Origin of the sequence: Atribacter laminatus (genome assembly GCF_015775515.1) — a bacterium.
Lineage (GTDB): Bacteria > Atribacterota > Atribacteria > Atribacterales > Atribacteraceae > Atribacter > Atribacter laminatus.
This window is the reverse complement of the sequence record NZ_CP065383.1, coordinates 847,087-869,828: the sequence shown is the minus strand read 5'-3', so window position 1 is coordinate 869,828 and position 22,742 is coordinate 847,087. Positions and strand designations below refer to the sequence as shown.

At 41.0% G+C, this 22,742-nt stretch carries 15 protein-coding genes, 2 tRNA genes, 1 rRNA gene and 1 other RNA gene; 17 read left to right on the top strand and 2 right to left on the bottom strand.

Features of this window, described 5'->3' with window-relative positions; genetic code table 11:
- Nucleotides 1-11: 11 nt before the first annotated feature.
- On the bottom strand, nucleotides 12-863 hold the full coding sequence (locus tag RT761_RS04130; protein WP_218112814.1) for a carbohydrate ABC transporter permease: 852 nt from the start codon (nucleotides 861-863) through the stop codon (nucleotides 12-14).
- A gap of 356 nt (nucleotides 864-1,219) precedes the next feature.
- Complete coding sequence (gene yvcK / locus RT761_RS04125) at nucleotides 1,220-2,644, bottom strand: YvcK family protein (protein WP_246465230.1); 1,425 nt, start codon at nucleotides 2,642-2,644, stop codon at nucleotides 1,220-1,222.
- 1,147 nt (nucleotides 2,645-3,791) lie between these two features.
- Between yvcK and RT761_RS04120 the strand changes: the two genes are divergently transcribed.
- From RT761_RS04120 to RT761_RS04040, 17 genes are all read left to right on the top strand, one after another.
- Complete coding sequence (locus tag RT761_RS04120; protein ID WP_218112813.1) at nucleotides 3,792-5,018, top strand: ROK family transcriptional regulator; 1,227 nt, start codon at nucleotides 3,792-3,794, stop codon at nucleotides 5,016-5,018.
- A gap of 5 nt (nucleotides 5,019-5,023) precedes the next feature.
- Entirely contained in the window at nucleotides 5,024-5,374 is a 351-nt protein-coding gene (locus RT761_RS04115; protein WP_218112812.1) for a NusG domain II-containing protein, read from the top strand.
- 304 nt (nucleotides 5,375-5,678) lie between these two features.
- Nucleotides 5,679-5,773: transfer RNA gene (locus tag RT761_RS04110), tRNA-Ser, on the top strand.
- A 15-nt stretch (nucleotides 5,774-5,788) separates the two neighbouring features.
- An RNA gene (gene ffs / locus RT761_RS04105) (signal recognition particle sRNA large type) lies at nucleotides 5,789-6,052 on the top strand.
- A 112-nt stretch (nucleotides 6,053-6,164) separates the two neighbouring features.
- Nucleotides 6,165-7,880, top strand: coding sequence for a DNA polymerase III subunit gamma/tau (gene dnaX / locus RT761_RS04100; RefSeq protein ID WP_218112811.1), 1,716 nt, complete (start codon nucleotides 6,165-6,167; stop codon nucleotides 7,878-7,880).
- Nucleotides 7,870-8,142, top strand: coding sequence for a YbaB/EbfC family nucleoid-associated protein (locus RT761_RS04095; protein WP_343073772.1), 273 nt, complete (start codon nucleotides 7,870-7,872; stop codon nucleotides 8,140-8,142). Before dnaX ends, RT761_RS04095 begins: the two co-directional genes overlap by 11 nt.
- Nucleotides 8,143-8,311: 169 nt before the next feature.
- On the top strand, nucleotides 8,312-8,923 hold the full coding sequence (gene recR / locus RT761_RS04090; RefSeq protein WP_218112810.1) for a recombination mediator RecR: 612 nt from the start codon (nucleotides 8,312-8,314) through the stop codon (nucleotides 8,921-8,923).
- Nucleotides 8,924-9,039: 116 nt separating this feature from the next.
- A complete protein-coding gene (nifJ, locus tag RT761_RS04085; RefSeq protein WP_218112809.1) occupies nucleotides 9,040-12,603 on the top strand; it encodes a pyruvate:ferredoxin (flavodoxin) oxidoreductase in 3,564 nt (1,187 codons plus the stop codon).
- Between the two features lie 355 nt (nucleotides 12,604-12,958).
- On the top strand, nucleotides 12,959-13,954 hold the full coding sequence (locus RT761_RS04080) for a dihydroorotate dehydrogenase-like protein (protein ID WP_218112808.1): 996 nt from the start codon (nucleotides 12,959-12,961) through the stop codon (nucleotides 13,952-13,954).
- Between the two features lie 661 nt (nucleotides 13,955-14,615).
- Nucleotides 14,616-16,189, top strand: a 16S ribosomal RNA gene (locus tag RT761_RS04075).
- 82 nt (nucleotides 16,190-16,271) lie between these two features.
- Nucleotides 16,272-16,347: transfer RNA gene (locus tag RT761_RS04070), tRNA-Ala, on the top strand.
- Nucleotides 16,348-16,966: 619 nt separating this feature from the next.
- Complete coding sequence (locus RT761_RS04065; RefSeq protein ID WP_218112807.1) at nucleotides 16,967-17,836, top strand: NAD(P)-dependent oxidoreductase; 870 nt, start codon at nucleotides 16,967-16,969, stop codon at nucleotides 17,834-17,836.
- A gap of 272 nt (nucleotides 17,837-18,108) precedes the next feature.
- Nucleotides 18,109-19,296: a uroporphyrinogen decarboxylase family protein gene (locus RT761_RS04060; protein ID WP_218112806.1), complete on the top strand. Its 1,188-nt coding sequence runs from the start codon at nucleotides 18,109-18,111 to the stop codon at nucleotides 19,294-19,296.
- 17 nt (nucleotides 19,297-19,313) lie between these two features.
- Entirely contained in the window at nucleotides 19,314-19,487 is a 174-nt protein-coding gene (locus RT761_RS04055; protein ID WP_218112805.1) for a hypothetical protein, read from the top strand.
- A 211-nt stretch (nucleotides 19,488-19,698) separates the two neighbouring features.
- Nucleotides 19,699-20,160 carry a pyridoxamine 5'-phosphate oxidase family protein gene (locus RT761_RS04050; protein ID WP_218112804.1) on the top strand — a complete coding sequence of 154 codons (462 nt, stop codon included), beginning with the start codon at nucleotides 19,699-19,701 and terminating at the stop codon, nucleotides 20,158-20,160.
- Between the two features lie 314 nt (nucleotides 20,161-20,474).
- Nucleotides 20,475-21,434, top strand: a complete 960-nt coding sequence (locus tag RT761_RS04045) for a thiamine pyrophosphate-dependent dehydrogenase E1 component subunit alpha (protein WP_218112803.1) — start codon at nucleotides 20,475-20,477, stop codon at nucleotides 21,432-21,434.
- A 14-nt stretch (nucleotides 21,435-21,448) separates the two neighbouring features.
- Nucleotides 21,449-22,426, top strand: coding sequence for an alpha-ketoacid dehydrogenase subunit beta (locus tag RT761_RS04040; RefSeq protein WP_218112802.1), 978 nt, complete (start codon nucleotides 21,449-21,451; stop codon nucleotides 22,424-22,426).
- Nucleotides 22,427-22,742 lie beyond the last annotated feature (316 nt).

Genomic DNA, 22,742 nt, shown 5'->3' with positions numbered 1-22,742 from the left:
ATAGTCCCCCTTTATTCTTTTACCGAACCGAAAGTCAATCCACGAACAATATGTTTTTGAAGTAAAATGGCCAGCACAATGGCGGGAAGGGCAGATATAATAATCGCTGCGCTCATTTGTCCCCATAATACCGCTTGATAACGGATAAATCCTAAGGATCCGGTAGTGACTGGCATGGTTTTTTCTCCACCAACCACCAAAGCGAAAACAAAGCTATTCCAGCAAAAGATAAATGCAAGGAGGGCGGTGGCAGCTATACCTCCCTTGGCCAAAGGAAGAACAACCCGAAAAAAGGTTTGGGGTTGACTGCACCCATCTACTCTTGATGCTTCTTCAATTGATACCGGGATATCAAGAAAGTAACTTCGACACATCCAAACCACGAAAGGAACAGCGATTAATTGATAAACCAAAATCAGCCCCCAATAGGTATCGATGAGCCCTGCTCGCTGGTAGATTTGATAGAGGGGGAGAACAATCGCCAATTCTGGGCCAAACCAAAAACTTAATATGGTAAAAGCAATGTTTTCTCGTGAGGATTCCTTTTTAAAACGAGCCCGGGTCAATGCATAGGCTGCAGGAATGCCCAATAACAACGCAAGTAAAGTCGCTCCTCCGCTGATGACGATTCCATTTAGGAAATAACGTGGAAAATTTGGTTTTGAAGAAGGAAGTGATGTTGTACCTGTTTCTCCGGTAAATAAACCCCGATAATTGTTCGTAGTAGGTTCAAAAATAAATTTTGGTACCGAAGAAGTAATATCGCCATGGGTTTTAATAGAAAGAGAAAAGGTCCACAACATTGGGAAAAGAATAACTATAACAATGATTGCAAACAGTAAATAATAAAAAAAGTATCGCATTGTTCACCTGTCCCCTTCGTTCAATTCTTTGATAAATGCTTGGAAAAATAATTAATCAATATTTTCAGCAATTTATCGAAAACTTTATCTTGAAAGAATGGCTTTGGAATTTTCTTATGACGATACCTCTTTTCATCTCAACCTCAATATTATCACAAATTATTGAGTTTTCAAAATAATAACCTTGGTTGTAATTGGGTATAAATTTCCATCCTGTGATTACATATCCAAATTATCCAATTATAATTTATAAAAAACTTTATCATTTTTCTTGGAAGTGTCTTTTTAAAAAAATTTAAAATTTTTTTTTATCCTAAGCTTTTGATAAGAATTCACTCAAAGCCTCGCAAAAAATCTTATTTCTTTTTTTCTGCAAATATATTTTCTTTCATATTACCAGTCTGATTTTTTTCAACTTGCAACATAATTTCTTGGTCTAATATTTTCTTTTTTTTATATTTATTCATCATTTGAACTAATTTTAAATTCTTAAATCCGTCTTCTGTATAAAGAGTAAAATAAAATTTCCAGGAAGGCTTTTCATTGGTTAAGATCTGTATGAGTGCCCGGGCTAATTTATCCGAATCATGACGTGTTGGCTGCTCAAGAGAAAGTAGGGGGGCTTCATAAATTTTTATTGAATCATAGGTGTTGATTTCTGCAATGTTAACCATTTCAATTCCTTTCTGATTTAGTTCATTCATCCTATCAGAGTCGGGTTTTTCATTGTTGACTAAAATATAATTTAATCGTTCTGGTGGAATAAATTGAAAGATTGCCTTCAAATGATCAGCAAACTTATAATGGTCAGTTTCGCCCGGTTGGGTTGTCACATTACAAACAAAAACAACCGGAGCGGGGGAATGCAATACCGCTTCTCTCACTTCGTTTACCACCAAATTACATAAGACACTTGTATAAAGACTGCCTGGCCCTAAAATAATAATATCGGCCTCATCAATGGCTTTAATAACTTCTGGAGTAGATACTACTTGTTCTGGATCGAGGAAAATTCTCTTAATTCTTTTTCCACAAACACCGACATTTGATTCACCACTAATAATATTCCCATCATCGCACTCAGCTTTTAAAACAACGTTAAGGAGCGTAGTAGGAAGAACCCGACCTCTTACTGCCAAGACTTTGCTTGATTCTCCTATTGCTTTTTGAAAATCACCAGTTACTTGCGTAAGAGCGGTAATAAACAAATTACCAAAATTATGTCCGTGGAGGGTGCTATCATTTTCAAAACGATGTTGAAAAAGCTTAGCCATCAAAGGCTCAGTATCAGCAAGGGCAATAAGACAATTACGAATATCCCCCGGAGGAAGAACTCCCATTTCTTGACGAAGTAAACCAGAGCTCCCACCATCATCGAAAACCGTTACAATCGCCGTAGTATTAGAGGTATATTTTTTTATTCCTTGTAAAAAGACGTGCAATCCATGCCCTCCCCCAATAGCCACTATATTCGGTCCTCGCTCAAGTTGTCTCTTTTGAAATATCTTTTTTGCTACATCATCTTCGGGAGCGGGCATTATTACGCTAAAAATGGAACGGTTCATGTGTTGAAGCCCATATACAATGAAAAAGATTCCTACCGCTAACCAGATAATCCCAAAACTTACTGATAACCAATAGTTTCTTACTAATTGATAAACAATAGAACTCCAGGTTCGATAGATGCCCCTAAAATAAGGGGTTGATACAATGAGACTTAAACCAATTGAGATAAATAAAACCCCAATTATTGCTACAAATAACCACCTCTTAACCTTCATTCCCGGATAAAGCCACCGCAATCTCCTGCGAAAACGTGACTCGTCTTCCATTTTAACCTCCCAAATCGCTTTTCTATTTTCTTTGCGCAGAAACGAAGAAAGAGCGCGCATTGATAAGAAAAATTACTCAGAGTATTTGCTTATTGAATACAAGAAGGTCTTCATTTATCTTGGTCATTATTCCTTTAAAAATAATAGAGTTGATACGTTGCGTATGCCTCGTAAAAAGACACCAAGAAAAGGCCTTTCCAGTTTCATTTGATACCGCTCAGCTGATAGTTAAAACAACAGTGAATTCATCCAATAAATTCCCATATCAGAAAAACGATAAGACTGGATTAGGACGGAAATAATTTTTAGATTCATCCTTGGCTTGAATTTACTTAAGTATTTAAGAACCTTAACTTGTTGATTAAAACAAATTAATCTTTTTAAATTCTTTACTTCATCTTTAAAACCCAAGAACATCCATTTAATAACATAATTTGAGAATTTTCAACCCTATTCTTGATTATATAGATTCATTTGATAAATTTTTTTGTGGGTAGGTTCATGTTTAGTAATAAATCACTCTATATCATTTTCTTAGATTATTTTTTATTTTAAACGACTTCAAGTTAAAATAAGTTGACGACGTTTATCGTAACTTTTCATAAATGTTTATAATCAATAAAATCATTCTTTATGGTTATGAGAATCTTTTAAATTGTTTTCTAAAAAAGGAACAATTTTTTTAACCTTAACCTTGCTTTTTCTTCCGAGCAGGAAAGAACTAATTAAAATTTATAGGAATCGTTTTTCATCAACTCATCATTAGAAAGATTAGGATAAGAAGAGATCTTCATCCCCCCAATTTGTACCATGAAATTGGCATGGAGATAATTCCAGTAAGTAATCAATAATTGAAAAAGATCTTTGAATTCTCTTTGATTTATTTTATCACAATGAATTTTTTTTTAAATATCACAAAATACTGCTTAAATCATCAGAAAATTCTTTGAATAGTATATAATAGATAGCATAAAGATTTAATTTCTAAAAAACTTAGTCCTAAAAGTAAAATAAATTTAAGTTGCAAAACTATCCTTGATATATATAATCAAAACTATAGAGGAATTAATAATTAGTTATTTTCTATGAGGAAGCCATGAACGAACAGAGAATCGGGGATAACCTTACCGATGTTAAGGTAAAAAATCGGGCATTAGTGTTAAGCCTGGTTAAAAAAAGAGGGCTTTTATCCCGTATCGAATTAGCCCGTATCACCGGTCTTACTCAACCGACCATTACCAATATCGTTAATGAATTAATCACCTCCAATCTTCTTCAAGAGGTAGGGACTTCCGATACCAAGGCTGGCCGGAAGCCAATTTTGCTCTCATTTAATAACAGAGCTTTTTACACCATTGCCATTAGCTTTAGCCGGCACGGCTTTTCTGTAGCCCTCACCGACTTAACTCCAAATATTTTATTTCGTCGTGATTCCGATTATGAACTTCAAGAAAATACTGAAATTGCTCTCCTTGAACTGCAAAAAGAATTCATTCATGTCCTTGAATATGCAACCCAATCGCTTCGATTGATTTTGGGCATTGGAGTGAGCGTGCCTGGTCCAGTTGATGCCGAGACTTATACCATTCTTGCTCATCCAATTTTTTTAAACCATAAATCTCTCGACCTTCGTTCTCATCTCAAAGAATATGATTTACCTATCTTCATGGCCAACAACGCTGATGCTGCCTGCCTTCATGAAACCTGGAATGGGGTGGCTAAAGAAATACCCAATATGGTTTATTTTATGGCTGGAGAGGGAGTTGGTGCCGGCATTTTAATCGACGGGAAACTCTATGAAGGTAAAAATAAAAAAGCCGGTGAAATTGGTCATACCAGTGTTAATATTTTTGGGCCTCGGTGTGTTTGTGGAAATCAAGGTTGTTTAGAAATGTATTGTAATACGGAAAAAATTTTAGATAAAGCTCGTGAAGCTGCTTGGTTTGGTGAAAGTCAGTTCCTCCACCAACTTCTTACCGAAAAACGGGATGAGCTTAAATTCCACCATCTTATCGAGGGAGCCAAAAAAAACGATATAACCTGTCAGAATATCTTAAAACAGCTCGGTCAATACATCGGTGTTGGGATTGTCAATATTCTCAACGTTTTTGATCCTGAAGTAGTTGTCATCGGTGGGGAAGCTGCTTTAGCAAAGGAATTTATAGAAGAACCAATAAGGCGGGGAATTGAAGAACGTTTGTTGTATCGGGACTATATTACGCCTCATATCCATTATTCCCAATGGGGTGAAGACATACGTTTACTGGGAGCTGCCTCGGTAGTCCTTGACCATTTTATGGCTGGTGAGTTGGGGAGATTTTAACACCCTTGAAACCTTTCTGGAAAAACCGCTTTCTCATTCTACTATTATTAGGTATCGCTCTGGTTGGAATAATAGTTTTTTCTCATTCTCACTCCAAGGCAATTAAATCCTATCGTTTAATTATTAAAAACTATAAAAACCAGCAAGAAATGCTCGTGAATAATGCGACCAATAGCATTCTTATGATTGAAGGTCCTCTGGGGAATACCGAAGTCCACATCCAGCAGGGAAAGGTATGGGTGTCTGACTCTCCATGCCCGGATAAAGTATGTATTCATATGGGAAAAATACCGGATAATGGAGGTTTTATTGCTTGCCTTCCCAACCGGGTAATCATCCGAGCACTGTTTCCATGAGAATAAAAGAGTGACATTATTTCTCGGTTCACCGTCTTATAAATTCACTTAGTGTTCGGTATTATACCTCCAAAAAAAGAGAGATTCATTAAACGTAAAACATGGTAACTCCATACGAAAATGAACTTTTCTCAATCAATATAAAAAAAATATCCTTCCTCACTTATTTATTTTTTCTGGTGTAGAACCTATCCTACCCGTAAATAGGTACACAAGAGATAAGGCCCTTCATTTAATCCCACACTTGTAAAATAAGGCAGTCATTTATATAATGTTTTCGGAAGTTATGAGGCTGAGTATATTTGGAGAGGTGGCTGAGTGGACGAAAGCGCTCGCCTGGAGAGCGAGTAGGCAGGTGTAGAACTTGTCTCGTGGGTTCAAATCCCACCCTCTCCGCCAGAGTTATGCCTCTAATCGTGCTAGATGGGGAGTTAGCGGTGCCCTGTACCTGCAATCCGCTACAGCAGGGTCGAATTCCGAAACCAGGTGTTTTTCTTTTGGTGTCGACCAAGAAAAGTGGCGTTGAAGATTGGGTCTTGCGCGACAAATCCCCATAAACCCCGCCAGATCCGGGAGGAAGCAACGGTACGTGGGGCTCTTTGGGTGCCGTGAGGGTGCCTGATTTGAGTTAACTGTCTTGGATACAGCCAGGTGGAAATATCGAATTTCGGTGCACGATTGGAGGCAATGAATTTCGTTGGATTCTGTTTTTTTAATCCACACCGTCTATCCGCGATATCCCTCTCAAGAGGGATCTGATGGTATCTTTTTATTGAAGGTGTAGAACCAATTGACCTACCGTTCCCTTTATCGTAAATGGCGTCCTCAGGTTTTCGAAGAGATTGTCGGGCAAGAGGTCGCTTCTCGATTGTTAACCAATGCCTTAAAAAGCGGCCAGATAAATCACGCGTACTTGTTTTGTGGTCCCCGAGGCGTGGGAAAGACTACAACCGCTCGTATTCTGGCTCGTTCAGTCAATTGTGTTCAGGGAATTACGGCACAACCATGCGGGGTTTGTTCTTCCTGTCTTCGTATCCTTGAAGGAAATTCTCTCGATTGTATTGAAATCGATGCCGCTTCTCACCGTGGGATTGATGATATTCGAGACTTACGGGAAAAAGTAAAATACTCTCCAATCGAATCACGTTTTAAGGTTTATATTATTGATGAAGTGCACATGCTTACTACTGAAGCCTTTAATGCTCTATTGAAAACCTTGGAAGAACCACCCGATCATGCCATTTTTATATTAGCCACTACTGAACCTCATCGACTTCCTGACACCATTTTATCTCGGTGCCTTCGGATAAACTTCAATGCTATAGAAAATGAAGCTATAGTTCAACACCTTCGTAAAATTACCAATCAAGAGGGTTTTTCAATTGAAGAGGCGGCTTTATACCTTATAGCCCAGAAATCTGCTGGTTCTCTCCGTGATGCGGTAAGTTTCCTGGAACAACTTATGTCCTGGGAAGAAAAAAACATTACATATGAACAAGCTACTTTAGTTCTTAGAGAAGTTGACCAATCCGACCTTGATGCTCTTTTTGTTCTTCTCGGCAAGGGAGATTGTGGTAAGGTGTTGCTAAAGGCAAACGAGTGGATTATGAGAGGCTTAGAACCCGAAGACATCGCTCATTCTCTCAGTCAATATTTTCGCTCTCTCCTTATACTATCTCTCATAGAATCTGCTCCTCCCTCGGGTGTTGCTCCCCAAAGAATGAAAACTTTGCAAGAAATGGTCGAGCTTTGTTCAGTAATTGACTTAAGAAAAACTTTGCAGCGCCTCCAGGGACTTGAATTAGAAATAAGACGGTCTTCTCATCCACAAATATTGCTTGAATTAGCCCTATTAGATATAATAGATTTTCTAGCGAACCAACAGCACAAGTCAATAGATTTAACCACTTCTCCAGAAAAAGCTCTTTCAAAGGAGATGCTCATTCCCGAAAAGAAAAGTCCGAGTCCTGACTCAGCGGTACCGAATACCCAATCAGTCAATAGGGCTGATAACGAATGGCAAACTATTTTACAATGTTTAAAAAAAAGAAAGATATCTCTTTATGCTTTTTTGCAAGAAGCCGAATTACGAGAGGCTACTAATTCAAAGCTAATTTTAGCGTTTGGACCAAACAGCCGTTTTCACAAAGAAAGTGTTGAAAGAAAGGAAAACTTTCAGATAATTATCGATGTTCTCCAGGAAATCAGAGGCAAGAAATGCCAGCTGGAGTGTATTATTGATAATTCGAATAACCTTGATGAATCAGAGCAAGTACCAAGTGATGAACCTGTTCATGTAGTTCCGGATAATTATAATGATAATGATAAAATTTTAACCAATAAATTTGAAAACGATAATAGTCAATTAAAACCTTTTATAGCCGCGGTCGAGATTTTTGGCGGTTTTGTTGTTGAATATTCGGCCATTGATGATCATTTAAGAGCCGGATGGGAGGAGACTGACTTTGAAAAATCTGATGAAGGAAGCCCAGAAAATGCAGGCTAAAATGGCGAAAATGCAAGAGGAATTAAAAACCAAACAAGTTGAAGCATCAAGCGGGGGTGGAATGGTTAAAGTAACTAGCAATGGCCAACAAGAAATTCTTGAAATAATAATTGAGCCATCGCTGTTGGAAGAAAACGACATTGAAATGCTTCAAGACTTAGTTTTAGCTGCTGTTAATGAAGCCCTAAATCGTTCTCGAGAAATGGCTCAAGAAGAAATGGCAAAAATAACCGGAGGACTTAACATTCCAGGATTAATGTAAACGTGTAGGGGTGTTGGTCATTTTTTAGAAAGCTGTTTGCCTTTTCCTTCACTCCACCGCGCCGTCTCCCCTTCGATCTTTTCCTCACACGAAGAAGGGATGTTGGGGTTAATTTAAGGTTTTAAACTGAAATCTTTATGTAATAAACTATTTGTGAGGTGGAAGCTGTTTGAGTGACTCTTATCCGGAGGCATTAAAAAATTTAATCGCCTCGTTTTCGCGTCTCCCTGGTATTGGCCCCAAAACTGCTCAAAGATTATCTTTTTTTCTAATAAAATCATCACCGGATGAGGTAGAGGGGTTAATCAATTCTCTTGCCGAGGTGAAACAAAAAATTCATTTTTGTTCCCGCTGCGGTTTTTATGCAGAAAATGAGTTATGTTCTATTTGTCAGGATTCTACCCGGGAATCAACTATAATTTGTGTTGTTGAACGACCCCAGGATGTTCTTTCTATTGAAAAAACCGGTTACCGCGGTCTCTACCATGTTCTCCAGGGCGTACTGTCCCCTCTTTCAGGTGTCGGTCCAGAAGATTTAACCATCAACCAACTCATGAAACGGATTGTAACTGAAAAATTTAAAGAGGTAATCTTGGCTACCAATCCTTCTCTTGACGGTGAAGCAACTGCTTATTTTATTGCCCGCAAGCTACGTTCTTTTTCGACTCGGGTCACCATAATTGCTCGTGGTTTACCTTTAGGTGGAGATATGGAGTTCGCTGATGAAATTACCCTTACTCAAGCCTTTGAAGGAAGAAGAGATATTCATTTAGATACTTGATTGTCAATATTTTGAAGAGAGCCCAATTATAATGTTACAATAATTTCTATGTGAAAAATGTTTTTTACCTATAAAACGAATTGGGAAATAATCCAACAAGAAAGGTGAGATAAGATATGACACGAGAATTGGTCATGATCGATGGGAATGAAGCAACCACGTATTCAGCTTACCATGTCAACGAAGTAATTGCCATTTATCCCATCACCCCATCTTCTACGATGGGAGAATTAGCCGATCAATGGGCAGCGGAGAAAAAACCTAATATTTGGGGAACAATTCCCCATGTTATTGAAATGCAAAGCGAAGGAGGAGCCTCTGGAGCTCTCCACGGTGCTGTGCAAGCTGGTGCTCTTGGTACTACTTTTACAAATTCTCAAGGGCTATTGCTAATGATACCGAACATGTATAAGATTGCCGGTGAGCTTACCCCGGCATTAATTAATGTTGCTGCTCGTACCATTGCAACCCATGCCTTATCAATCTTCTGTGACCACAGCGATGTTATGACCACCCGTGAAACCGGCTTTGCTTTGATATCATCAAACTCTCCCCAGGAAGCCATGGATTTCGCATTAATTTCCCAAGCGGCTACTTTGGAATCTCGAGTTCCTTTTCTTCATTTCTTTGATGGGTTTCGGACATCTTCTGAAATTGCAAAGGTCGAGCTTCTGTCGCTTGATGATATGAGAGCGATGATTGATAATCGTTCAGTTGAGGCTTTTCGTAACCGAAAACTATCTCCAGACCAACCTTTTATACGGGGTACTGCCCAAAATCCGGACGTGTTCTTCCAGTCCCGGGAAGCTTGTAACCCTTTTTATCTCAATTGTCCAAATGTGGTCGAAAAAGTTATGGAAAGATTTGAAAAAGTAGTGGGCAGAAAATACCACCTATTCGATTACTATGGTGCTCCTGATGCAGAATCAGTCATTGTGATTATGGGATCAGGTGCCGAAACCACGCAAGAGACGGTTGAATATCTCAATCAGCGAGGAGAGAAGCTGGGTGTGATTAAAACCCGGCTGTATCGACCTTTTTCAATAACCCACTTTGTAGCAGCACTCCCTAAAACGGTGAAAACCATCATTGTTCTCGATCGAACTAAAGAACCCGGATCGGTTGGTGAGCCGATGTACATTGATGTCAAAACAGCTCTTTCCGAAGCCATGGAAAAAGAACTTGTTTCTTTTGAGAAAGTACCAAGAATTTTAGGTGGTCGATATGGACTCTCATCGAAGGAATTCACTCCAGCAATGGTCAAGGCGGTATTTGACGAAGCTAAAAAAGAAGAACCAAAAAATCACTTTACCATAGGCATTGACGATGATGTGACTCATACCAGCCTTGAGTACGATCCAACCTTTTCTACCGAAGATCCCAAAACTGTCCGGGCTCTGTTTTATGGTCTTGGTTCAGATGGCACTGTCGGCGCCAATAAAAACTCAATTAAAATCATCGGTTTAGAAACCGACAATTACGCTCAGGGCTATTTTGTCTATGACTCAAAAAAAGCTGGTGCGGTGACAGTTTCCCATCTCCGATTTGGTCCTAAACCGATTCATTCCCCTTATCTAATTAATCGCGCTAACTTTTTAGCCTGTCATCAGTTTACCTTCCTAGAAAGATTCGATATGCTCAAAAACGCCGAAGATGGTGCCATTTTTCTCCTCAATAGTCCCTTTGGCCCTGATGAAACCTGGGAACATCTTCCAAAAAAGGTCCAAGAGCAAATTATCAATAAAAAGCTGCGCTTTTTTGTGATCGATGGGTATAAGGTCGCACAAGAAACCGGAATGGGTGGAAGAATAAACACCATTCTTCAAACTTGTTTTTTTGCTATCAGTGGTGTTTTGCCTCGAGACTTAGCTATTCAAAAAATAAAAGAATCAATTCAAAAAACCTATGGTAAGAGAGGAGAGGCGGTAGTAAAGAAAAACTTCGCAGCCGTTGACGCTGCACTGGGGCATCTTCATGAAGTTAAGGTTCCTTCCTCGGCTAATAGCCAATATGAAATGCGCCGTTCTGTTCCTCTCGAAGCTCCAGAATTCGTTCAGAAAGTGACTGCCAAAATTATTGCTAACGAAGGCGATAGCATACCAGTAAGCGATATGCCTATTGATGGAACCTTTCCCAGTGCAACTACCCAATGGGAAAGAAGAAATATTGCTCTCCAAATTCCAGTGTGGGATCCGGAGGTTTGCATCCAGTGTGGAAAATGTACCTTAGTTTGCCCTCATGCGGTTATTCGAGGAAAAATATACGATCCGGAAAAAGCTGGTGAATTTCCTCCGACTTTCAAACGAACTGCTGCTCGATGGAAAGAATTTCCAAATTTTGCGTTTACTATCCAAGTGTCACCCGAAGATTGTACCGGTTGCGGAGCCTGCATAAAAGCGTGTCCAGCTAAAAACAAAAAAGACTCCAGCTTAAAAGCGCTTAATTTTGCTCCCCAAATTCCACTTCGCCAACAAGAAACCGAGAATTGGAAATTTTTCAAAAACCTTCCCGACCCCGACCGAGACAAGCTTAACCTGAGCCGCACTCGAGACGTGATGTTGCTCCGACCTCTGTTTGAATTTTCCGGTGCTTGTGCTGGATGCGGTGAAACTCCTTATGTTAAATTAATGAGCCAACTCTTTGGTGATCGGGCAATAATTGCCAACGCCACTGGATGCAGTTCCATTTACGGAGGAAACCTTCCAACAACCCCTTATGCCATAAACAGCAACGGTAAGGGTCCGGCTTGGTCAAACTCACTTTTTGAAGATAACGCCGAGTTTGGTTTGGGTATGCGACTCGCTATTGACAAACAAAAAGAGTTTGCTCGGGAACTATTACTGAAAGTGGCTTCTTCGGTGGGTACTGAGCTGGTTGATGCACTTCTTTCTACTGATCAATCGAACGAAGAAGGAATTAAAACCATGCGCGAATTAGTAAGCCAACTAAAAGCAAAACTTTCAACGCTTGATATGCCTGACGCAAAACTGCTGTTGACCGTTGCCGATTCTCTGGTTAAAAAAAGCGTATGGATTCTAGGAGGAGATGGCTGGGCTTATGACATCGGTTATGGTGGATTAGATCATGTTTTAGCTTCCGGTCGTAATGTTAATGTCCTTGTTTTGGATACCGAAGTTTACTCCAATACTGGTGGTCAAATGTCAAAAGCTACTCCCCGAGGCGCGGTAGCGAAGTTTGCTGCTGCAGGAAAGGGTCTCCGCAAAAAGGATCTTGCCTTGATCTCCATAACCTATGGAAATATTTATGTTGCTCGGGTTGCAATGGGTGCTGATGACATTCAAACCATCAAAGCTTTCCTCGAAGCCGAAGCCTACGATGGACCCTCAATTATTATTGCCTATTGTCACTGCATCAATCACGGTTTCGACTTGGTTAATGGTATGGATCAACAGAAAAAAGCCGTTCAATCAGGGTATTGGCCGCTTATTCGCTACAATCCCGATTTAGTGAAAGAAAATAAGAATCCTCTTCAGATCGATTCTAAAGCTCCAAGTCTTCCACTTGACCAGTACATCTATAATGAAACTCGTTATTCTATGCTTAAACTCAGCAATCCGGAGCAGGCTCAAAAATTGCTTAATCTTGCTGAAAAAGATGTGGCTTCACGCTGGAAACTTTATCAACATTTAGCAGCAATGGAACCAGAAACTAAAGAGTAATCAGCACATTAAAGGGAGAGACAAGGAATCTTGCCTCTCCCTTTTTTTATCTTATTCGATATAAAATGAAAAAATATATAAAAAATTGGTAAACTTCGGAATAATGCTCTTTGTGCCGAAAAAATTCCCATCCTTTTTTATGCTTATCTTCACTTTTTTTCTCAATTGACAGCTTAGTTAAGATTTTGTTTTCAGTTCCTCCTATTTAAATTTACAACCTATTAGAAAAAACAAAACGAAATAAAAGGCATAAAGAAGGGTTTAAATATTAAATATGGGGAATATCTTGGATTAAATTCAGTGATTTATAAAAAACTATAGGTTGTTTTGAAAATTGAAAGGAAGGTGACCTTCAATGATAGATCTATCAACCTCTTATTTAGGCTTAACCCTTAAAAATCCGTTGGTTGTTTCAGCATCACCTTTGAATGAAAAACTTGACAACTTAAAACTCATGGAAGAGAAAGGGGCGGCTGCAATCGTCCTCCATTCTCTCTTCGAAGAACAGCTTACCTTAGAATCCATAGAACTCGATACCCGTTTAACCCAGGGGACTGAAAGCTACGCCGAGGCAATTACTTATTTACCAGATTTAAATCATTATAATCTCGGCCCAGAAAACTATTTGGAATACATCCAAAAAGCTAAAAAAACACTTAATATACCATTGATAGCTAGCCTTAATGGAACCTCCGAGGGCACTTGGGTCAAGTATGCCAAACAAATCGAAGATGCCGGAGCTGATGCCTTAGAGTTGAATATCTATTATCTCCCCACTCATTTTGATAATACTGGAGAGATGGTAGAAAAAAATTACATCGATTTAATCAAATCGGTGAGATCGAATACCAAATTTCCCTTGTCAGTGAAAGTAGGTCCTTATTTTAGTTCAATGGGAAATATGGCTAAAAAAATTGAAGCAGCTGGGGCCAACGGATTAGTGCTTTTCAACCGATTCTATCAACCTGATTTTGATATTGAAAATCTCGAAGTAGTCCCCAATTTAAATCTTAGCCGATCCGAGTCACTCCGCCTCCGGCTTCGCTGGGTCGCAATTCTATACAACAATATTAAAGCTGATTTGGCAATAACCGGTGGTATTCACTCTCATGTTGATGTACTCAAAGCCATGATGGCCGGTGCTAAAGTTGCTATGATGGCATCAGTTCTTTTTGAAAAAGGCATCCCTTATCTTGAATCCATGCTCAATGACTTGGTAACTTGGATGGAAGAACACGAGTATCAGTCTATTCAACAAATGCAGGGAAGCATGAGTCAAAAATCGGTAAAAGAACCAGAGCGCTTTGAACGGGCAAATTATGTTCGAGTTTTAAGTTCATACTTGCTATAAATTTCCTCCAATTACTCTTTTTTCCCTGGTAGGTGGGGAAAGGGGAAGAAAACTCTTGAGCGGGGAACTAAAAAAATAGAATATTAATGCTTTTTCAACAATTTCCCTCCACCGGAGGGAAATTGTTGAATCCATTCTTTCTCATTATATTTTGATCACTTATCATCCACTCCTGTATTTTTTAAGATAAACCCTCACGCTCCTGCAGTACCAGATAAAGAATAAAATAGTTATCTAAATCCACTATAGCCAAGAGCTCAACTGTTCCTTGGTTGAACGACGTGGCAATCTCATTGAGTCAATTTTTTCAAAATAATCATTAGATGAGATTTTAACGGCTTCTCAATACGAAATCTCAGGATGACGTTATTTTTTAATCTTTTTTGTATTTTCAGGTTAGACATTATTTTTTCCTTTTAATTCTGTTGACTTTCAACAAGGGCTATGTTAGAGTATCTTTTGCCCTCAAAATCCGGTAGCATAATTAATGAGGGTTTTATTCAGTCTAAATTAGTTGATTGAATTCAAAAAAATACCTTGAAAAGTAAATATTCCGCCTACTTCCAAAAGAAGTTTCCAAGTAACAAGCGGTCCACATTCGGGCCGAGATTGAAACCCACATCTTTTTTTCAAATAGGAGAAAAGATTGTGATACAGATGTGTCACGGAGGGTTTGATCCTGGCTCAGGACGAACGCTGGCGGCGTGCCTAACACATGCAAGTCGAACGCGAGTGTCTTTTTTCGTAAGAAAGGTGACACTTGAGTGGCGAACGGGTGAGTAACACGTGAGTAACTCACCTTCCGGTGGGGGATAACTGTCCGAAAGGGTGGCTAATACCCCATATGCTCCCTGACCGCCGGGTCAGTGAGAAAAGTGGGCTTCGTAAGAAGCTCACACCAGAAGAGAGGCTCGCGCCCCATCAGCTGGTTGGCGAGGTAATGGCTCACCAAGGCAATGACGGGTAGCTGGTCTGAGAGGATGGTCAGCCACACTGGGACTGAGACACGGCCCAGACTCCTACGGGAGGCAGCAGTGAGGAATTTTGGGCAATGGGCGAAAGCCTGACCCAGCGACGCCGCGTGGAGGATGAAGGCCTTCGGGTCGTAAACTCCTGTTCTGGGGGAAGAAAACGGGGTGCGTGAATAATTCATCCCGCTGACGGTACCCCAGGAGAAAGCTCCGGCTAATTACGTGCCAGCAGCCGCGGTAATACGTAAGGAGCAAGCGTTGTCCGGATTTACTGGGCGTAAAGAGCTCGTAGGCGGCCGATCAGGTCTCGCGTAAAATCCCCCGGCTCAACCGGGGAGGGTCGCGGGAAACCGGCCGGCTTGAGGACAGAAAAGGAAAGTGGAATTCCCGGTGTAGCGGTGAAATGCGTAGATATCGGGAGGAACACCAGTGGTGAAGACGGCTTTCTGGTCTGTTGCTGACGCTGAGGAGCGAAAGCCAGGGGAGCGAACCGGATTAGATACCCGGGTAGTCCTGGCCGTAAACGATGGATACTAGGTGTGGGAGGTTCGACCCCTTCCGTGCCGCAGCTAACGCATTAAGTATCCCGCCTGGGGAGTACGGCCGCAAGGTTGAAACTCAAAGGAATTGACGGGGGCCCGCACAAGCGGTGGAGCATGTGGTTTAATTCGATGCAACGCGAAGAACCTTACCAGGGTTTGACATGCTGGTGGTAGAAGCCTGAAAGGGTGACGACCTTCGGTTTTCCGAGGGAGCCAGCACAGGTGCTGCATGGTTGTCGTCAGCTCGTGTCGTGAGATGTTGGGTTAAGTCCCGCAACGAGCGCAACCCTTACCCTTAGTTGCGACCAGGTTATGCTTGAGCACTCTAAGGGGACTGCCGGTGACAAACCGGAGGAAGGTGGGGATGACGTCAAATCCGCATGGCCCTTATGTCCTGGGCGACACACGTGCTACAATGGCCAGTACAGAGGGTTGCGAACCCGCGAGGGGGAGCCAATCCCAAAAAGCTGGCCCCAGTTGGGATTGCAGGCTGCAACTCGCCTGCATGAACGCGGAATCGCTAGTAATCGCGTATCAGCTACGGCGCGGTGAATGCGTTCCCGGGCCTTGTACACACCGCCCGTCACACCACGAAAGTCGATTTTACCTGAAGTCACTGAGCTAACCCGCAAGGGAGGCAGGTGCCGAAGGTAGGGTCGGTGATTGGGGTGAAGTCGTAACAAGGTAGCCGTAGGGGAACCTGCGGCTGGATCACCTCCTTTCTAAGGAGAACTGTTGGGAGTAGGCGGAGTACCTTATGGGGCGGACCTCAATCCGCCCCATTCTTTTTAGTCTTCAATGAACGGGGATGTAGCTCAGCTGGGAGAGCGCCGGCTTTGCAAGCCGGAGGCCACGGGTTCGAATCCCGTCATCTCCACCATTAGCTTTATAGAGCGATTTTCTTCTTATCGACTTTCAAACAAAAACCTGCAAAAATCTCCGAGTCCGGCGCTCTTATTTTCACTTCCTCGTAATCAGCGAGGTGAGTCATTTGCCGGAAATTGTCACAATATATCGAAATCTGAGCTACCAGGCTTACTTTAATTGGTTCATTTTGAAAAAAAAGGCATAACCGAAAAAAATTATAGACAGGTGATACCACTTTTTTCCCAAAAGGCATTCCAATAGATATCATTAAAAGCTTCTCAGCGCTTAAAATCAGAAATTTTTGCCGAATTTACCAGATTTCGCTTTTTGAGGTTGAAATGATCTCTTTTTGGACAATATCGTTTTACCCTGAGCGGTATATTCCTACATGATGCCCTCGTTTTTAAACTGCAAAATTTGGGGAAATGAACATCAGTGGAAATAATATTTTATTAATTTAATGGGAGATTTCCGTTCACTTTTTTTGATAATCGCATGGAGCGTGCCTCAACTTTACTGAACACAGCCCGATTCATTATGGTTTTACCTTTATCTCCGGTGACATATAATAGAAGCAATAAAGGTTAATTTTTTTGCTATGTCTAATTTATTAAAAGGAGGATCAGAATACAATGAGAAAAGTTGGTTTTATTGGATTAGGTAATATGGGGAAGGGTATGTGTAAGAATTTGATTCTGAAGGGAAACCAATTAACCGTTTTTGACGTCAATCAGGATGCTATGCAACTCTTTAAAGGAAAGGCTACATTAGCTCCTTCTCCTTTGGAAGTCTTAAAAAATAGCGAAGTTATTTTTCTCTCTCTTCCTAACTCTACCGTCGTTGAAAAAATTATGAATGAATTCCTCAACGAGGGAGTCCGGGGGAAGATATTTGTCGATACATCAACCAGCTATCCCATGTCGACTCGTTCACTCCATGCCAAAATTAAAGCTGCCGGAGGAGGCTTAGTTGATTCTCCCTTAATCGCCGGTCCCGCCGAAGCTGACAGGGGAGAATTAATTGCTGTCGCTGCTGGAGACAAAGAAGATATTGACAAAGTTGATGACCTTCTCCGCTGCTACTGTAAGCATTACGACTATGTGGGGCCATCGGGCAACGGACACTTAATTAAAATTGCTCAAAATTTTGCTGGGCTTTCTCAAGCGCTTATCTATGCCCAGCTCTATCCAATTATTGCCAAATACGGTATTAATCCCCAGGAACTTTATAAATCCCTTAACAATGAAGTTTTTTCTAACTGGGTCTTCCAGTTTTATAGCGAAAAATACATAAAAAAGAATTATCATATGGACTTTGCTCTTGAACTCGGACTTAAAGATTTAAATTATATGAAAAAACTGTGTGATGACCTAAATATTCCTGGTTTTTTATTGGATGGCGCCATTGACCTCTGCCGAGTCGCGCTTAAAGAAGGCAAAGGCAAGGAGTTGGATTTCAGTCATGCCGGAAATACCATGTATGAATACGTAGGATTAGATTAAATCTACCCAAACTAACCGATGTCGACCTCAACACAAAAGCACTGACTTACGCCTTGACCTTTTGGTTGGCATCGGTTGGATTATTCTTCTATTCTTTTTATTTATTGTTTTATTTTTTTATTTCTTTTCCTCTTACTAATTACTTTCTTTTCTTATTTTTGCTGGAAGCTCGTTTTAATTCATATGCTTGGGGAATTTTTATTATTTTTTGAGGGTATTAGGAAGAATGATAAAATGGAGGAGCAGGATCTATTTTACAAGGAGGAGTTTCAATGACCACCGAAGAACTTTATCAAAGCCGACTTAAGAGATATATTACTACTATGAAAAACGGCAAACCGGACATGATTCCCATCCGTCCTTTTGTTGCTGAATTCGCTTCTCAATATGCTGGTTATACCGCCCAGCAAGCAACTCATGATTATCGCTATGCAGTAAAAGCTTATTTGAAATGCGCTCGTGATTTTGACTGGGATGCAATCCCTGCCAACATGATCTATTGTTGGACAGGCTTAGTGCAGGCAATAGGACTTACTTATTATGGTATTCCTGGGATTGATTTACCACCCCAAGTAGGCTTCCAGTATAAAGAACCTCCCGAAGAAAAAGCTTTCATGCCCCCCGAAGACTATGATTTATTGATTTCCGATCCGACTGGATATTTATTTAATGTTTGGTTGCCTCGCGTTTCTAATGATATCCAACGCCCCGGTCAACCGATTAGTGAGCGCCATAACTTGGCCCTTCTTAAGGGCGGCATGGCTATGACCGAGTATTTTAGCGTTCTAGGGAATCTTGCCCAATCTTTGCGAACCGAATGTGGAACTGTGTCGGCGATCTGCGGCATTCTTAAGGCTCCTCTAGATATCCTTGCCGACAAATTAAGAGGATATTATGGACTGGCTAATGACCTCTGTTATCAACCTAAAAAGGTATTAGAAGCTTGTGAAGCGATGATGCCCCATCTTATGCAAGTCGCCCTCGATAGTGCCGACCCACAGAAACAAGTACCCATCGGCTTCTGGATGCATCGCAGTTGTGTGCCGCTCATATCACTTGATCATTTTCAAAACATTTTTTGGCCGACCCTTAAACCAATCGTTGAAGAAATTTGGAAACACGGAAATCAAGTTCTCTTTTATGCTGAAGGAAATTGGGATCGTCATTTAGAGACATTCCGAGAACTGCCCGCTGGAAGCGTTGTCTACCATGTTGACCGGGGTGATATTTTTTTAGCTCATCAGATTTTGGGTGATAAGTTTTGCTTAAGCGGAGGAATCCCCAATGATCTTTTCCATCGAGAACCCGAAGAAGTGAAAGATTATTGTAAAAAAGTAATCGATGGTGTCGCTCGAGACGGAGGGTATATTATGGATGCCGGGGCTATTATTCAAAATGATGCTCGGGTCGACTGCATCCAAGCCCTCACCGAAATCACTCGTGAATACGGGCAGTATTGACTAAAAGGTGATTCGCAATGGAAAATAAAAATACGAAATCTGGTCGAATCCCAGGAGTTTTTCTTCCTTGGGAAGAAGAAAGAAAAAGAATTCCTCAAATTACCGGCAACGAAGCAATAGTGCGAGAAATTTGGGAAAATACCGATCATCTTGCCTGGACTTTTATTTGGCAAATTCTGGTTTCATTTTAATTCCAACCGATTAATTTTTTAAATTTTTAGAATTAAAAGTTTCTAGGGGGCATTTTATTGGTGAAAATCAGCTGAGTTGCCAAATTTTATCCTCGAGTAATTCGGTCCATTGTATTTACCTGGTTTTCTTCAAAAATCCTTTTATGATTGTCTGGTTGTGTTAAAATGAATAAAAAGGGATTTAAAATCATCGAGATTGTGATAAATTAAAATGGAAAATTCATCCGTTATCTCCGTAGTCCAAAAATTAATGCAAACTCAAAATCTGGCAGTGTTAGGTACCTCCAATGGAGATACCCCCCATTGTAGTATTGTTAATTTTTCGGCCACCGATGATTTACATTCGATTGTTTTTGCAACATATCGTGATACTCGAAAATATGCGAATCTGAAAAATAATCGTCGTGTTTCTCTTCTCGTTGATAATCGGTCAAACCAAGAAAACGACCACCATCAGGCGGTTGCAATAACCGTTTTTGGGAACGCCCGGGAACTTGCTTTCGAGGAAAAGGCGCCCTTCCTTCTTCATCATCTCATCAAACACCCTTCACTAGTTGAATTCACCGATTCCCCAAATTGTGCGCTCATTTTAGTCGAAGTTGAAAAGTATTATGTGGTTCAGCAGTTTAAAATCGTCACCGAGCTCTATCCAACTCCTCTAGACAAACAGTAATAATGAAGATTTTTCAAGATTTTTTTAGAACAAGAATATTTTAGATAAAAATTCTAGTCTAATAAATTGCGTGGAATTGGGAATGAAGTTTCCTTTTTGTTCTGAGACATGCTTTTGGTGTTGAGAAAATAATTGACTAATTATATGCTTTCCAATTCAATTGTTTTCATTTTTAAAGGATTAAGTGATAGTTTTTATCCCTATTTTTTTATCCTCGTCCGATGTTGTCAAATGGCATGAGGTCAATAATCTGTTTAAAAAATTAATCTAAAATAAAAACCCAATCGTATTTCAAGTAAAGGAGAATATCATTTATGATTGAAAAAGATTTGGCTCGGAACCTTCTCGTAACCATGAAAAAGATCCGGATCTTTGAGGAGGAAGCAGTTAAATTGTTTGCTGCTCATGAATTACCGGGTTGGCTTCATAGTTATATCGGGGAAGAGGCTGTCGCTGCGGGAGTTTGTTTGGCGCTAAACCCTGGAGATTATATCGCCAGTACCCATCGGGGCCATGGTCACTGTATTGCCAAAGGGGTGTCTCTCCGGAAAATGATGGCCGAATTATATGGCAAAGAAACCGGCTACTGCAAGGGAAGGGGAGGATCCATGCACATAGCTGATTTTTCCCTGGGAATGCTGGGTGCCAATGGAATCGTAGGAGGGGGCATTCCCATTGCCACTGGTGCGGCTTTGGGAAGTCAGATGAAAAAAGACAGCAAGGTTACTGTGTGTTTCTTCGGTGATGGAGCCTCGAATCAAGGTGCTTTTCATGAATCCCTCAATTTAGCTTCAGCCTGGAAACTCCCCATTGTATATGTATGCGAAAACAATCTTTTTGCTGAAACCACTCCGCAAGCCGATCACCAGGCAATCCGCAATATTGCCGACCGGGCTGCAGGTTACGGAATACCGGGAGTAACTACCGATGGCATGGATGTCGTGTCGGTCTATAAAGATGCTCAAAAAGCCATTGAAAGGGCTCGATCAGGGAAAGGACCGACCTTATTGGAGGCTAAAACCTATCGATATCGCGGGCATTGGGAAGGTGATCCTCAGCCATACCGGACCAAAGCTGACATCGAGGAATGGAAAAAGAAAGACCCCATTGCAAACTTTGAAAGATTTCTCCTCAACCAAAAACTCATTACTTCCGATGAAATTGAAACTATAACTGAGGAGATTGCCAAGGAAATTAATGATGCCATTGAATTCGGTCGTACCTCGCCTTATGCCGATCCACAGATCTGTCTCTCCACACTTTATATACACTAAAAGGAGATTGAATCATGCGACAAATTACCTACCGTGAAGCCATCCATGAGGTTTTAGATTATGAACTTGAAACCAATCCCGATGTTTTTTTATTAGGAGAAGACATTGGACCTCTGGGTGGGGCATTTAGCGTTACTAAAGGGTTATGGGAAAAATTTGGAAACGAGCGCGTCCGGAACACTCCCTTGTCTGAAGTAGCAATTGTGGGTGCTGCCACCGGCGCTGCCTCGGTGGGCAAGCGACCGGTAGCTGAAATTATGTTCTGCGACTTCCTTTTTGTTGCTGGTGACCAATTAATTAATCAGACACCGAAGATGCGGTTCATGTTTGGCGACCAATGTCAACTTCCTTTGGTAATTCGAACTACTATTGGCGCCGGTCAGTCCGCAGCAGCCCAACACTCTCAATCCTTAGAGGGGATGTTAGCCCACATCCCAGGTTTTATAACCGTCGTTCCTTCGACCCCCTTTGATGTAAAGGGTCTCCTTAAAACTGCTATTGAAGACAATAATCCGGTGCTCTTTTATGAGCATAAAGGACTATACAATCTCAAAGGTGATGTCCCAAAAGAGATGTATTCCATTCCTTTTGGAGTCGCAGATGTTAAAAGAACCGGGAGCGATGTAACGATTATTGCCACCGCAGAAACAATGCACAAGTCATTACGGGTGGCTGAACGCTTACAAAACGAAGGAGTAAGTATTGAAGTTGTCGATCCTCGCACTCTGGTTCCATTGGATATCGAAACCTTGGTTCATTCAATTAAGAAAACCCATCGGGCGGTCATTGTTCATGAAGCCCACTTAAGCTACGGTCCCGGTGCGGAAATTGCCGCTCGCCTTGCTGATGAAGCTTTTGATCATCTCGATGCTCCAATAAAGCGAGTTGGTGCTAAAGACGTCCCGATCCCAATGGCTCCGCATTTGGAAAATTATGTCATTCCCCAAGAAGATGATATTGAAAAAGCCGTTCGATCAGTGATTAATTTTTAAGGCTTAAAACCGGGATATCAGCAACATCATCCTTTTTTCTTGTTGAGAGAGATGAGGAAGGGGGTGAAACCTCTGATTGTAAGCCTGGTTTAACGTTTTAAAATATAAAGCTTGAAGGAAATAAACTAGCTCCCCCCTCAGGTTTTCCCTCTCCCACCAGGGGAGAGGGAAAAGGGGGAGAAAGTTGAGAAAAATATTTTTATAAAAATGAGCAGGTGAGATCCTCACGGCTTCGAAAAACGATACCTCAGGATGACGTCTGCAGCGTCAGATGTGATTCTCAAGCGGAAATGCATCGCTCAGAATGGCGCCATTT